The sequence below is a fragment of the Thiorhodovibrio frisius genome, assembly GCF_033954835.1.
Taxonomy (GTDB): Bacteria; Pseudomonadota; Gammaproteobacteria; order Chromatiales; family Chromatiaceae; genus Thiorhodovibrio; species Thiorhodovibrio frisius.
Genome location: NZ_CP121471.1, coordinates 754,758 through 768,745, shown reverse-complemented (window position 1 = coordinate 768,745; position 13,988 = coordinate 754,758). Strand labels below are relative to the sequence as shown.

The following is a 13,988-nucleotide window of genomic DNA, read 5'->3' as shown; positions in this document are numbered from 1 at the left end:
AATGAAACCCCCAAGGGGCGAGGGTCGCGGTATTTTAGAGATAAAAACCCCTATTTGAAAGCCGAAAACCGCCTCTCGCGGCCCTTAATCCATCAGCATGCCACCATTGACGTGCAGGGTCTCGCCCGTAATGTACCCGGCCTGAGGCGAGGCGAGAAATGCAACAGCGGCAGCCACTTCCTCGGCCTGCCCAAGCCGCCCGAGCGGAATGCTCCCAAGCAGTGCATCGCGGTGCGCATCTGGCAGGGCACTTGTCATGTCAGTGGCGATGAAGCCCGGTGCGACGCAATTGACAGTGACACCACGGCCCCCGATTTCGCGCGCGAGCGACTTGGAAAACCCGACCAAGCCCGCTTTGGCTGCGGCGTAGTTGGTCTGCCCGGCGTTTCCACTGAAGCCGACGACCGAGGTGATATTGATGATACGACCATGGCGCGCCTTGGTCATCGCCCGCATGCAGCGTTTAGTCAGGTGGAAAACCGCACTCAGGTCGGTGGCGATGATCGCGTCCCACTCCTCGTCTTTCATGCGCATCATCAGATTATCCTTGGTGATGCCGGCATTGTTGACAAGGATCGAAGGCGCGGCGCCGAATTCGTCGCTGATGCGCGCAAGCGCCGCGTCCATGCTGGCTGAGTCTGTGACATTCATGCACAACCCAAGCGCGCGCACGCCTTGGCCGATGAGTTCCTGCTGAATGCGCTGCGCGCCTTCTTCGGTAGTAGCCGTGCCCGCCACTCGCGCGCCTGCTTGACCCAGCACAACTGCGATCGCGCGACCAATGCCGCGGCTTGCACCCGTTACCAGTGCGATTTCATTTTCCATCATGGATTGCCTCTGTCTTGAGCCTCCGTCATGGCCGCCCGCAGTGTTTCGGCATCGAAGATAGCCCTGGTCGGTCGCGTCTTGTCGATGCGCTTACCGAGGCCAGCCAGCACTTTGCCGGGCCCGCATTCAATGAAAAGCTCCACACCCCGATCGGCAATAGCCTGAATGGTCGCCACCCAGCGCACCGGACGATACAGTTGCTGGGCGAGCCACTCGCGGATTTGTTCGATATCGGCAGCCGCCGCCACGCTGGCATTCTGAATGACCGCAATCTCGGGCATGCGCATCGGGCACTGCGCCAATGCGGCCTGAAGCTGCTCGGCGGCTGGGCGCATCAAGGTGCAGTGCGAGGGCACGCTGACCGGCAGCAAGAGTGCGCGTTTGGCGCCCAGTGCCTTGGCACCTGGCAAGGCTCTTTCCACCGCTTCGCGCTGCCCAGCGATCACCACCTGCCCGGGCGCATTGAAGTTTACCGCCTCTAGCACCTGATTGCCCGCCTGATCCGCGCACAGTTGCACTACTTGCTCATCATCAAGACCCAGAATGGCCGCCATGGCACCGGAACCAATAGGCGTCGCCTCCTGCATCAGCCGGGCGCGCACGGCCACCAGGCGCGCCGCGTCGGACAGCTCCAAGGCGCCGGCGCAGACCAAAGCGCTGTATTCGCCGAGACTGTGCCCAGCCATCACATTGGGCACATCGGGCACATCGGGCACATCGGGCACATCGGGCTTTGGCCGGTCGCTGTCGCGCCAGCACCGCCACAGGGCAACCCCGGCCGCCAGCATCGCAGGCTGGGTGTTCTCTGTCTGGTCGAGATCCGCAGCAGGCCCCGCGCTAACCAGCGACCACATGTCATGCCCCAAGATGTCGGAAACCTCGGCAAAGGTTTCTTTCACCTGGGGAAACGCTGTCGCCAGATCGCTCAGCATGCCGACAGATTGCGAACCCTGTCCAGGGAATACAAAGGCCAGTCGTTTGGTCATTGCTCGTTTCGTTGATGCAGATGCAAAAATTGACGAAGTTTCACCGTCGTTGGTCGGAAGATCTGCGCGTCCATCGACTAAAAGCGCACCAGCACCGATCCCCAGGTAAAGCCACCACCAAAAGCCTCCATCAGCAAGGTATGCCCCCGCTGGATGCGGCCATCGCGCACCGCTTGGTCAAGTGCCAGCGGAATGGAGGCCGCTGAGGTATTGCCATGCTTGCCGACTGTAATCACCACCTGTTCCATGTCCAGATCAAGCTTGCGTGCGGTGGCCTGGATGATACGCAGATTGGCCTGATGGGGCACCAGCCAATCGATATCCGAGCGTTCCATGCCATTGGCATCTAGCGCCTCATCAACAATGCGCCCCAAGGTGGTCACGGCAACGCGAAAGACCTCGTTACCCTTCATTTCCATGTAGGGCGAGCCCGTGCTGCCGTTGCCAATGCCAGCCGGAACCTGAAGCAGGGATTTATAGGTTCCATCGGCGTGCAGATGGGAGGAAATAATGCCCGGTTCCTCGCTCGCACGGAGCACCACGGCTCCGGCTCCGTCGCCAAAGAGCACGCAGGTAATGCGATCAGTCCAGTCGACGATGCGCGACATCGTCTCGGACCCCACCACCAAGGCGGTGCGCGCGGCACCGGTGCGCACGAATTTATCCGCCACCGAGAGCGCGTAGACAAAGCCCGTACAAACAGCCTGCACGTCAAAGGCGGGGCAGCCATGAATGTCGAGCCGATGCTGCAACAAACAGGCGTTACTCGGAAAGATCTGATCGGGCGTAGTGGTCGCCACGATAATCAGGTCGATCTCGTCTGCGGCAATGCCGGCGGATTCGATCGCGCGGCGCGCCGCCATCTCAGCCAAGTCAACACAGGTCTCACCTTCTTTAACGATGTGCCGCTGTTCAATGCCTGTGCGTTCTCGAATCCAGCTATCCGTCGTATCGACCATCTGCTCAAGATCATGATTCGTCAGTACTTTCTCTGGCAAATAACTGCCAGTACCGAGAATCTTCGCAAAGGCCATCAGAGAACCGCCCCTGACTGCTGATCGACTACCCCATCGGCACCAGCCGTCAAGGAAGCGACCGAATTGAATTTGAGACTTGGTTCAGGGGACGATTGAGTCTCTGAGGGGGAGGCCGATTCGGGCACAACAAAATGCGCGGCTACCTCATGCTCAATACGTTCAGGGATGTTGCTTAAAATTTCCTTACGCGCGATATGGATGGCGTTCTCGAACGCAAGCTCATCGGCGCCACCGTGACTCTTGATGGCGATGCCCCTCAGACCAAGCAGACTGGCGCCATTGTAACGACGTGGATCAACTTCCTGTCGGAATGCGCGCAGCACCGGCAGCGCCATGAGCCCGGATAGCCGCGTGAGCAGATTCTGGCTGAAGTGCGCCTTGAGTCGATGGGCCAACAAACGCGCGACGCCCTCACTGGTCTTGAGCGCGATATTACCGACAAAGCCGTCGCAGACCACCACATCAACATCGCCAAGATAAATATCGTCGCCCTCGACGTAACCGACGAAGTTGAGCGTGCTCTTGCTCAGCAGTTCATGCGCATTGCGGACCTGCTCGTTGCCCTTGATCTCTTCCTCGCCGATGTTCAACAAGCCCACGCGCGGCGCTTGCAGACCATCGACAGCGCGCACCAACTCGCTGCCCATGACCGCAAACTGAAACAGGTGCTCGGCAGTGCATTCGACATTGGCACCGAGGTCGAGCATGTGGGTGCGACCGTTCACTGCCGGGACTGCGGTCATAATGGCCGGGCGGTTGACATGCGGCAATGTCTTGAGCACAAAGCGGGCGGTCGCCATCAGAGCGCCGGTGTTGCCCGCGCTGACGCAGGCATGCGCGCGACCCTGCTTGACCAGATCAAGCGCCACGCGCATGGACGAATCTTTCTTGTTGCGCAGCGCCTTGGAGGGTAGCTCATCCATGCCAACTTCCTGCGACGCTGGATGCAAGCTAAGACGCGGGTGCCCGGCCTTGTCGCCCAACAAAGGCCGCAGTCGCTCTTCGCGACCGACCAGAATCAGCGACGTATCCTTCGCCTTGCTGAGAAAGTTAACGGCTGCCGGCACCACAACGTCCGGACCATGATCCCCCCCCATGGCATCGAGGGCTATGATGTGACTCGAACTCAAATCAGCAATCCTCGATGACCTTGGGCGTGGCGGACGCCATTTCCTGACCATGATCGGCAAGAGACAATGTCTTTAGGACCAGGCAGGACCTTTAAGACCGGGCAGGCGCAAAGCAAAACTTGGCCAGGCAAAAAAAGAAGCTTCAGCATCTCAACGCCACGACGGGCAGTTCTTGCCCTTTCGGGCAGCCGTCAGTGACGCTTCAGTCCACTGTCTTATCGACGATCTTACGACCGCGATAAAACCCGTCCGCTGTCATGTGGTGGCGACGATGAAGCTCGCCCGTGGTGCTATCTTCCGCCAGCGTTGGCTTGGAGAGCGCGTCATGGGAACGGCGCATGCCGCGTTTTGACGGGGTTTTACGATTTTGCTGAACAGCCATTGGAATCTCCAAAAACTTAAATACCCGGCGGGTCCCACGCAGACAACTGCCAGAACCCTCGAGCAGAAACCGAAAAAAACACAGGGCCGACGTCAAACGCAGGCCGCTAAAAAATCTGGTGAGAAACCGGCAAAAACCTGGCGAAAATATGGGCAACCACTGATGCTCACATGATGTTAGCGCCGATTTGCTTTCCACTCAGCCAAAACAGCAAAGGGCGAAACATCCTGGTCAGATTCCCGCACCCGTTCTGGACTCAAGGGCTCTGAACTCAAGGGCTCTGGCCTCATCGGCCTTGGCAGATCGGCCGGGAGCGAACCTGGCCCATCGCACTGCAAATGCCTTGTAATCGCAGGAACTGCAAGCAGAACCTCGTCCTCAATTAACCGCAGCGGCCGCAACAATGGCTCTTCAAGCAGCAGCGGATCATAGTCATCCGGCAAGCGGGCCGCTTCATCGAAACCCTGCACCAGCGCGAGCACCGAGTGCTCATCGAACAGCCAGTCCATCATCCCAAGACAGCGCTGACATGTTAAACGAAGCCTGCCCCGAACGGCGACATGCACGACAGAGCGGCGCGCGTCATCCCGACCAAAACGCAAGCTGTAAACCAGGTCTTCACACGGCTCTGCAATTAGCGACTGCAACCGCGCCAAGGCACTGGCGCTGATTGTGCCGGCATAATGCTGAGAATGCGCGACAGCCCGCGCCGGGTCCATTAGATCTGGCAGGCTTGGCAGATCGGGCAAGTCAGGCAAGTCAGGCAAATCCTTCGACATCAGCCGCTCAGTATAGCCCGGCGCTCTATTCGCGGTCAATAACGCCGATGACTCAGGGACTTAAAACAAGACCAACAAACTGTGAGGAGCACCAGATTACCCCCCCGTCAGGGCCAACAGCACTCCGGCTGCGACGGCCGAGCCGATGACTCCCGCCACATTCGGCCCCATGGCATGCATCAGAAGGAAGTTTTGATGATTTTCCTCGAGCCCGACGCGATTGACGACGCGCGCCGCCATGGGCACGGCTGAAACACCAGCAGCACCGATCAGCGGATTCACCTTACCGCCGGTAACACGGTGCATGATCTTGCCCATCAGCACTCCTGCGGCAGTGCCTATGGCGAAAGCCAGAGCGCCCAGCGCAAGAATCCCCAGGGTCTCGAGGGTCAGGAATTTTTCCGCCGACAGCTTGGAGCCAATTGCCAAGCCGAGCATGATGGTGACGATGTTGATGATTTCGTTCTGGGCCGCGCGGCTCAGGCGCTCAACCACGCCGCATTCGCGCAGCAGATTGCCAAAGGTGAGCATGCCGATCAGTGGCGCGGCCGAGGGCAGCAGCATGGCGCACAGCAGAAGCACCACAAAAGGAAACAGCATGCGCTCCAGCCGCGACACCGGCCGCAGTTGCTGCATCACCACCGCGCGCTCCTCTTTGGTGGTCAGGACGCGCATGATAGGTGGCTGGATAATAGGCACCAAGGCCATATAGGAATAAGCAGCCACGGCAATAGCGCCGAGCAGATCAGGCGCGAGCCGAGACGCCAGAAAAATCGCCGTTGGCCCGTCGGCGCCGCCGATGATGGCAATGGCCGAGGCATCCTGAAGGGAAAAATCAAACCCGGGGACGAAATTCAGCGCCACCGCGCCAAGCAGCGTGGCAAAAATGCCGAACTGCGCAGCCGCGCCAAGCAGCAGTGTCGAGGGCCGGGCGATCAGCGCACCGAAGTCGGTCAGCGCCCCAACCCCCATAAAAATCAGCAGCGGGAAGACGCCGGTCTCGACCCCAACGGCATAGATCTGGCCGATCATCCCATCATGCCCACCAATATCGGCGACAGGAATGTTGCTCAGCAGCGCCCCAAAGCCGATTGGCACCAGCAGCAGCGGCTCGAACTTCTTCGCAATAGCGAGGTAGATGAGCACACCGCCGACCGCCATCATCAGCACCTGACCCGGGGCCAGGTTGGCGATCCCCATGGACGCCCAGAGTTTGAGCAATTCTTCCACGGGATTATCCCAACACAACCAGGGGAGCGCCCAGCGACACCGAGTCGCCTTCCTTCACCCGGATCTCGACCACTGCTCCGGCCGCTGGTGCTCGCACTTCGGTTTCCATCTTCATGGCCTCAAGCACCACCACCACGTCACCGGCAGCGACTGACTGCCCGGCGCTGATCGGGATTTTGACGATATTGCCCGCCAGTGGAGACTCGATGACTTGGTGCTCGCCCGCCGGCGCGACCGCCTCTGGCGCAGCTGTCGCGGGAGCTGCGGCGACACTGTCGAGCGCGCCTGCTGGCGAAACGCGCACATTGTAGCTCTTGCCATTGACGTCGATACGGTAGGCCTCCGGGCCGCCGGCTGAACCGGGACTCGAGCTGGCAGCGGGCGCCGCTGCGGTGCTGGCTTCGGCCGCCTCGCGCTGGTCGAGTTCCCAGGGCGGCACCTCGAAGGCAGTGGGATTGTCGCGATTTTCCAGAAACTTCAGGCCGACCTGCGGGAACATGGCATAGGTAATGACATCGTCCACCACCGCATCGGCCAGACGGATGCCGCGTTCTTTGGCGAGCTTTTTCAGCTCGGCGGTTAGCTTTTTCAGCTCCGGCTCAATCAGATCCGCCGGGCGGCAAGTGACGGGCTGCGCACCTTCAAGCACCCGTGTCTGCAAGTCTTTGTTCACCGGCGCTGGCGTCGAGCCATAAGTGCCCTTGAGCACCCCGGCGGTTTCCCCGGTAATGCTCTTATAGCGCTCACCCATCAGCACATTCAGCACCGCCTGGGAGCCGACGATCTGCGAAGTAGGCGTGACCAGCGCGATATAGCCCAAGTCCTCGCGGACTTTAGGGATTTCTTCCAGCACGGCGTCGAGGCGGTCGGTCGCGCCCTGTTCGCGCAGCTGGTTTTCCATGTTGGTAAGCATGCCGCCCGGCACCTGGGCGACCAGAATGCGCGAGTCCACGCCTTTGAGCGCGCCCTCGAAACGGGCGTATTTCTTGCGCACCTCGCGGAAGTAGGCAGCGATTTCCTCGAGCAGATTGATGTCTAGCCCGGTATCGCGCGGCGTCCCCTGCATGATGGCAACCACGGACTCGGTCGGCGAATGGCCGTAGGTCATGCTCATCGAGGAGATGGACGAGTCGACCATGTCGATGCCGGCCTCAGCGGCCTTAAGGATAGAAGCCGTGCTGAGCCCGGTGGTGGCGTGGCATTGCATGCCGATGGGCACCGAGCAGGTTTCCTTCAGGCGCCCAATGAGCTCTTCTGCCACATAGGGGCGCAGCAGACCGGCCATGTCCTTAATGGCGATGGAGTGACAACCGAGATCCTCAAGCCGCCGGGCGAGATCAACCCAGTAGTCGATGTTGTGCACCGGGCTCACGGTGTAGCTCAACGCGCCCTGAGCATGGGCGTCGGTTGCCAGGGCCGCCTTGACCGGTCGCTCGAAATTGCGGATATCGTTCATGGCATCGAAGATGCGGAAGACATCAATGCCGTTCACGACGGCGCGCTCGACGAAGGCATCGACCACATCGTCGGCATAATGACGGTAGCCGAGCAAATTCTGCGCGCGCAGCAGCATCTGCTGGCGAGTGTTGGGCATGGCGGCCTTGAGCTTGCGCAGGCGCTCCCAAGGGTCCTCGCCCAGGTAGCGGATGCAGGCGTCGAAGGTCGCGCCGCCCCAGGACTCGAGTGACCAGAACCCGACCTGGTCGAGCTTGGCGGCGATGGGCAGCATGTCATCGATGCGCATGCGAGTGGCAAGCAGCGACTGGTGGGCGTCGCGCAGCACCACATCGGTGATGCCGAGAGCTTTGGTCTGATTCATGCGGGAAATCTCTTAGCAGTTTCCGTCAGTCAATAGAAAAACCAGCGCGGCAACTGGGCGCCGATGCCAGACGCGGGTATGAGCCTCGTCTTGGCTTGGACATTGGTCAGAACCCCTTTTGGCTGGGCACACCTGGGCACGGCCTAGCTAGGCTGCCGCGCTCGATAGCGAGCCACCGCAGCCGCCAGCACCGCGATCAGTTCAGTCTCCGCCGCTGGCGCCCCGACCCCGGTCCCGGCCGCTACAGCAACCGAGCCAGCCGCTCCATCATGGAGGTCGGCCGGTGCCAGGCGGGTGGCAAGCCAGGACATGCCACGCAGCAAGACCACTAACAGCATTAAAAAGCCAAAGACGATGCTCATGCCAATCAGCATCAGCCGCAGGCCTTCCCCCATCATTTGGGTGTCAATTACTGCCGACTCCATCTACCCCACTCCTGTGTCTGCGTCATGCTCCGGTCTGGGCTCTGGTTTTCTCCGGTTTTCTCCGGTTTTCTCCGGGGTTCGACCAGTGCCTATCATGCCAGCAACAGCCGTCCGCTTCAGGCGAACGGGTGGCGCAGCAAAATGGTCTGCGCCCGATCCGCCCCGGTCGAGATGATATCGATCGGCCGACCGCTCAGCTCCTCAATGCGATTGAGATACTCGCGCGCCGCCGAGGGCAAGTCCTCCAGCGACAGCGCGCCTTCGGTCGATTCCCGCCAGCCCGGCATGTCAATGCAGATGGGCTTGACGCGTGCAAGGTCCTCGGCGCCCATGGGCGGTGCATCCAGCGTCTTCCCGTCAAGCTCATATCCGGTGCAAATGCGAATTTGCTCCAGACCATCGAGCACATCGAGCTTGGTGATACAAAGCCCGGAAACACTATTGACCGCAAAGGCTCGCCGCAGGGCGACCATATCGAGCCAGCCGCAGCGGCGCTTGCGCCCGGTGGTGGCGCCAAACTCATGGCCGCGCTCGCCCAAATGATTGCCATCGGCGTCGAAAAGCTCAGTCGGGAAAGGCCCGCCGCCCACCCGGGTGGTATAAGCCTTAACGATACCAAGAACGTAATCCAGATCAAGCGGCCCGACACCACTGCCCGAGGCGGCACCGCCGGCGGTGGTGGTCGATGAGGTGACAAAAGGATAGGTGCCATGGTCAATATCGAGCAGCGATCCCTGCGCGCCCTCAAAAAGAATGTTGGCGTCCTGATTGCGCAGCTCGTGCAACCGGCCTGAAACATCACCCACCATTGGCCGGATGCGCTCGGCCCAGGCCAGTGCTGCATCCAAAGTGGCCGTGACATCGACAGGGTCGGCCTTGAAATAGGCCTTGAGCGCGAAGTTGTGATACTCCATCACCTCGCGCAGGCGCGCCTCAAAATGGCCCGGGTTCAGCAGCTCGCCAAGGCGAATACCGCGCCGGGCGATCTTATCCTCATAAGCCGGACCGATACCGCGCCCGGTGGTGCCGATGGCCTTGTTGCCACGCGCCTTTTCGCGCGCCTGATCGAGGGCGATATGGTAAGGCAGAATGAGCGCGCAACCGGGGCTGATGCGCAAGCGCTCTTCAGCCGCGATTCCTCCGGCGGCAAGGGTGTCGATTTCATGAAACAGCGCATCCGGTGCCAGCACCACGCCATTGCCGATGAAGCACTCGACTCCCGCATGCAGAATGCCCGAGGGGATCAGATGCAAAATGGTCTGTTCGCCATCGATGACCAAGGTATGCCCGGCATTGTGCCCGCCTTGAAAGCGAACCACGGCATTGGCGCGCTCGGTCAGCAGATCGACCACCTTGCCCTTGCCTTCGTCGCCCCATTGCGTCCCGATGATGACCAGATTCTTGCCCATAATGCCTCTACTCACCCGGTCTGAGCCGGTTCAAATATCGCTTTGTTCTTCAAAAACAGCGAAAAGGTCGTTGTCTGAATGGCCGTCACTGGCGATGTCCAACCCCGCCCCATCAGCCCTTGCCAGCCTCCACAGGGACCAGCTGCCAGCGTCCGTCGCAATAGTCGATCCGCTGCTCGCAGCCAAGATCACCCGGGCTGCCATGTTGTCCGGGCAGCCAGGTCAGTACCCGCCGACCGGATGCCCGCAATTCGCCGATCAGTGCCTGCAACTCAGGGTCATGATCGTTCGGCGCCAGCACGGCCGCGGCATGATCCGACAATGCCGCTGGTGCGGCAAGCTCAATCAGACCTTTGAGATCGGTACTAAAACCCACCGCTGGGCGGGCGTGGCCAAAAAACTCCCCAATAGCGTCGTAACGCCCGCCGCGCGCGATTTCGAGTCCCCAGCCGGGCGCAAAGGCGGCAAAGACCACCCCGGTTTTGTAGGTGTAACCGCGCAGCTCGCCGAGATCGAAATGCACCGGCACTTGCGGTAACCAGGCATGCAAGGCGCCGGCAATCTGGCGCAGATTCTCGATTGCCCGATGCACGGAGTCCTGCGCCCGCGCCAGCCGCTCACCGGCGCGCTCGAGCGCATCATCGCCGTTCAGCTCGACCAGCGCCAGCAGCATATCCGCCACCGCAGGCTGCACGCCAGCCTCATCAAGCAGCGCATCAAGCTCAGTACTGGCCTTGCGCTGTAGGATACCAAAGAGCGCCATTTCCTGCTCCCGCGTCAGCCCCGCTTGTTCGGCAAGGCCACGAAAGATGCCCACATGCCCGAGATCGAGATAGGCGGAGCTGATCCCGGCGGTCTCGAGGGTGGTCAGAAGCAGCCTGAGAATTTCGACATCGCTCTCAGCTCCGGCATGGCCGTAAATGTCAGCACCGATTTGCATCGGGCTGCGGGTACCGGCAAAGCCGTCCGAGCGGGTGTGCAGCACAGTGCCGAGATAGCACAGCCGTGTCGGTTCCTCGCGCCGCAACTGATGCGCATCGATGCGCGCCACCTGCGGGGTCATGTCGGCACGAATGCCGAGCAGACGCCCGCTGAGTTGATCGGTCAGCTTGAAGGTCTGGAGATCGAGATCGCGCCCGGTGCCGGTCAGCAGGCTCTCGAGATAATCGATAAAGGGCGGAATCACCAGATCATAGCCCCAGGTATCGAACAGATCGAGCAGGCAGCGGCGCAGACGCTCCATGTCGCGCGCCTGTTGGGGCAGAATTTCCTCAATGCCGGCCGGGAGCAGCCAGCGGTCCTGATGTATTGTCATGGCCTGGTTGCCGGGGTCAGGGTGCGGTGACGAAACAGCGAGAGCTGTGCGGGCGACAGCGGCCCGAGGGTGCGGAATTGGAGATCATGGGGCAAGTTGTCAGCTAACGAACGAAGTAGAGCAGCGTGACACCACCGGCCATGCTGAGCAGGCCCGCAATACGCAGACTGCGATCCGTCTGGCGCGCCACGTCTTCCATCATCTGGCGCATAGCCCTGGGCGCCACGAAGGGCATGATCCCCTCGATGACGAACACCAAAGCCAGCGCCGCCAGGAAATCATGCCACATCGCAAACCAAGCCCAGACCCGGCGTCAGCCAATACCGGCACGCGCGCATCTAGCGCACGCGCAGACGGCTGTCCGCGCCAGTGCCAGCCCCGTCCGGGGAGACGGCCGCGCCCTGCTGATTGTTGAAGTAACGGAAAAACTCCGAGTCTGGCGCCAACACCATGGTCGTGTCCTTGCCCAAGAAAGATTTCCGGTAGGCATCCAGGCTGCGGTAGAAGGCATAGAACTCGCGGTCCTGCTCAAAGGCATCCGCGTAGACCTGCGCCGCCTTGGCATCTCCCAGACCTCGGGTTTCTTCTGACTCCTTATAGGCATCGGCAAGAGTGACCGTGCGCTGGCGGTCGGCATCGGCGCGGATGCGCTCAGCGGCCTCGTGACCCTTGGCGCGCAGATCGCTCGCCACCCGCTCACGCTCGGCGCGCATGCGGTTGTAGACGGACTCGCTGACCTCGGGTGGCAGGTCGATCTTCTTCACCCGCACATCAACCACCTCGACGCCCAACTCTGTGGCCTGGGTGTCGAGTTTACTGGTCAGCACCTGCATCAGTTCCAGGCGGTCTTCCGAGACCACCTCCTGAATGGTGCGTCGGCCAAACTCGTCACGCAGGCTGGTGTTAATGCGCTCGGCCAGCAGGCGCGCGGCGCGGGCGCTGTCGCCGCCGGTGGAGCGGAAAAACTGCGCCGCATTATTGATGCGCCATTTGGCGTAAGAATCGACGATCACGTCTTTCTTCTCGATGGTGAGGAAGCGCTCAGGCTGGGAGTCAAGCGTGCGGATGCGCGCGTCGAATTTGATCACCTTGTTCAGCACCGGCACCTTCCAGTGCAGACCCGGCTGATATTCCGACCCGACGATTTCACCCAGGCGGAGTTTGATCGCGATCTCCCACTGATACACGATAAAGGCCGAAGCGGCGACCGCCCCGACAAGCACCAGGACGGCGACGCCCGAGAGGAGTTTCATGCGGTCCGTCATCAGCGGGTCCTCCGTTCGCGATTCACATTGCGCATCGGCCGTTGGGCCGTCGAGCTGCTCGTGTCGCTACTCGAGGCGCTCGACAAGTCGCCGGTTGAGGTCTTGCCACCACCTGCGCCCGTGTTTTTCATCAGTTGATCCAGCGGCAGATACATCAGGCTATTGCTGTCGGGAACATCAATCAGCACCTTCTGGCTGTCGCCGATGACATCCTCCATTGCAGCCAGATACAGACGCTCACGCATCACCTCAGGTGCCTTGCGATATTCCGTCAGCACCGCCAGGAAGCGCGAACTCTCACCCTCGGCCTCGGCAATGACTTGATCGCGATAAGCCTTGGCATCAGCGATCACCCGGGCCGCTTCACCGCGTGCCTGCGGCAGAATCTGATTGGAGTAAGCCTCGGCCTGGTTCTCGGAGCGCTCCTTGTCCTCGCGCGCCTTAATGGCGTCATCGAAAGCCTCTTTGACCTGCTCCGGTGGCTTGGCTGGCTGCATGTTGATAGAGGTGACCAGGAGCCCGGTCTTGTACTCTTTGATCAGGGCCTGGACGCGCTCGCGGATGGTCGCCGCCACGGCGCTGCGGCCCTCAGTCAGGATGAAGTCGAGCTTGCTGCCACCGATGGTCTTGCGCACCACGGTCTCGGTCACATCACGCAGGGTTTTCTCGGGATTCTGATCCTGGAACAGGTAATTGGACGCATCCTCGATGCGCGACTGCACAGTCAGCTCGACATCGACGATGTTTTCGTCCTGGGTCAGCATCAGGGCTTTATGGCTGAAGGACGAAATCTCGTCAACATTGACAATTTCGACCTGCTCAACCGGCCAGGGCCAGTGCCAGTGCGGGCCAGGCTGGGTGGTTCTTTCATAGACACCAAAGCGCAGCACCACGCCGCGCTCGGCCGGGTCGACGATGTAAATGCCGGTGGCGAGCCAGAGCACCAGAAGCACACCGATGACGATGCCGACGGCCCATGCCCCAAGCGGCCCGACAGGTGAACCACCACCGGAGCCCCCACCAGCACCAGAACCGCCCGAATCGCCACCGAACAGGCCTTTCATTTTGTCCTGCAAATTGCGCACGATCTCATCAAGATCGGGCGGTCCACCCTGGTTTCCCTGCTGGGACCCCCAAGGGTCTTTGCCTCCGCCTCCCGGCTCATTCCAGGCCATAGTGTCTCCGTCTGGGCTAATAATTAGAAGGTGCTGATGCATGCTGCGCCACGACCATCAAACGGGCATTTTAGGTATTCCAGGCCCCGGCGACAATGCGCGGCCTCACCATACAGGAAATTCTGCCGCCTAGCGCTTTCGCTTACCCGCTTCGCGGCGGGCAGCCCCTTGCCTGACTCGGCGCATAAAGTCACCTCTGCAAACTGAC

Annotated in this window: 13 protein-coding genes and 1 pseudogene; all 14 read right to left on the bottom strand. The window is 60.9% G+C overall.

The features are described 5' to 3' along the window. Positions 1 to 84: 84 nt before the first annotated feature. The 14 genes and pseudogenes from fabG to hflK all read right to left on the bottom strand — a co-directional run bounded on the left by fabG (position 85) and on the right by hflK (position 13,780). Positions 85 to 828 carry a 3-oxoacyl-ACP reductase FabG gene (gene fabG, locus Thiofri_RS03855; protein WP_009150396.1) on the bottom strand — a complete coding sequence of 248 codons (744 nt, stop codon included), beginning with the start codon at positions 826 to 828 and terminating at the stop codon, positions 85 to 87. After that, positions 825 to 1,814 (bottom strand): ACP S-malonyltransferase, encoded by a 990-nt coding sequence (gene fabD / locus Thiofri_RS03850; protein ID WP_009150395.1) that lies wholly within the window; start codon positions 1,812 to 1,814, stop codon positions 825 to 827. The genes fabG and fabD overlap by 4 nt, the downstream gene beginning before the upstream one ends. A 77-nt stretch (positions 1,815 to 1,891) precedes the next feature. Then, the gene (locus Thiofri_RS03845) at positions 1,892 to 2,848 is read right to left on the bottom strand and encodes a beta-ketoacyl-ACP synthase III (RefSeq protein WP_009150394.1); all 957 of its coding nucleotides are present in this window, start codon (positions 2,846 to 2,848) and stop codon (positions 1,892 to 1,894) included. Positions 2,849 to 2,991: 143 nt separating this feature from the next. After that, positions 2,992 to 3,981, bottom strand: a pseudogene (gene plsX, locus Thiofri_RS03840) (phosphate acyltransferase PlsX); the annotation flags it as partial. A 202-nt stretch (positions 3,982 to 4,183) separates the two neighbouring features. Beyond that, positions 4,184 to 4,363 carry a 50S ribosomal protein L32 gene (gene rpmF, locus Thiofri_RS03835; RefSeq protein ID WP_009150392.1) on the bottom strand — a complete coding sequence of 60 codons (180 nt, stop codon included), beginning with the start codon at positions 4,361 to 4,363 and terminating at the stop codon, positions 4,184 to 4,186. A gap of 176 nt (positions 4,364 to 4,539) precedes the next feature. Then, positions 4,540 to 5,142: a YceD family protein gene (locus Thiofri_RS03830; protein WP_009150391.1), complete on the bottom strand. Its 603-nt coding sequence runs from the start codon at positions 5,140 to 5,142 to the stop codon at positions 4,540 to 4,542. 96 nt (positions 5,143 to 5,238) lie between these two features. Next, a complete protein-coding gene (locus Thiofri_RS03825; protein ID WP_009150390.1) occupies positions 5,239 to 6,372 on the bottom strand; it encodes a sodium ion-translocating decarboxylase subunit beta in 1,134 nt (377 codons plus the stop codon). 4 nt (positions 6,373 to 6,376) lie between these two features. Next, complete coding sequence (oadA, locus tag Thiofri_RS03820) at positions 6,377 to 8,191, bottom strand: sodium-extruding oxaloacetate decarboxylase subunit alpha (RefSeq protein WP_009150389.1); 1,815 nt, start codon at positions 8,189 to 8,191, stop codon at positions 6,377 to 6,379. Positions 8,192 to 8,334: 143 nt separating this feature from the next. After that, positions 8,335 to 8,616, bottom strand: coding sequence for an OadG family protein (locus Thiofri_RS03815; RefSeq protein ID WP_009150388.1), 282 nt, complete (start codon positions 8,614 to 8,616; stop codon positions 8,335 to 8,337). 116 nt (positions 8,617 to 8,732) lie between these two features. After that, positions 8,733 to 10,025 carry an adenylosuccinate synthase gene (locus tag Thiofri_RS03810; protein WP_009150387.1) on the bottom strand — a complete coding sequence of 431 codons (1,293 nt, stop codon included), beginning with the start codon at positions 10,023 to 10,025 and terminating at the stop codon, positions 8,733 to 8,735. A 112-nt stretch (positions 10,026 to 10,137) separates the two neighbouring features. Beyond that, positions 10,138 to 11,340 carry an ATP phosphoribosyltransferase regulatory subunit gene (locus Thiofri_RS03805; RefSeq protein ID WP_009150386.1) on the bottom strand — a complete coding sequence of 401 codons (1,203 nt, stop codon included), beginning with the start codon at positions 11,338 to 11,340 and terminating at the stop codon, positions 10,138 to 10,140. A gap of 103 nt (positions 11,341 to 11,443) precedes the next feature. After that, positions 11,444 to 11,629 carry a DUF2065 domain-containing protein gene (locus tag Thiofri_RS03800; protein ID WP_009150385.1) on the bottom strand — a complete coding sequence of 62 codons (186 nt, stop codon included), beginning with the start codon at positions 11,627 to 11,629 and terminating at the stop codon, positions 11,444 to 11,446. A 49-nt stretch (positions 11,630 to 11,678) separates the two neighbouring features. Then, positions 11,679 to 12,605 carry a protease modulator HflC gene (gene hflC / locus Thiofri_RS03795; protein WP_009150384.1) on the bottom strand — a complete coding sequence of 309 codons (927 nt, stop codon included), beginning with the start codon at positions 12,603 to 12,605 and terminating at the stop codon, positions 11,679 to 11,681. Beyond that, positions 12,605 to 13,780 carry an FtsH protease activity modulator HflK gene (hflK, locus tag Thiofri_RS03790; protein ID WP_009150383.1) on the bottom strand — a complete coding sequence of 392 codons (1,176 nt, stop codon included), beginning with the start codon at positions 13,778 to 13,780 and terminating at the stop codon, positions 12,605 to 12,607. The genes hflC and hflK overlap by 1 nt, the downstream gene beginning before the upstream one ends. Positions 13,781 to 13,988: the final 208 nt, after the last annotated feature.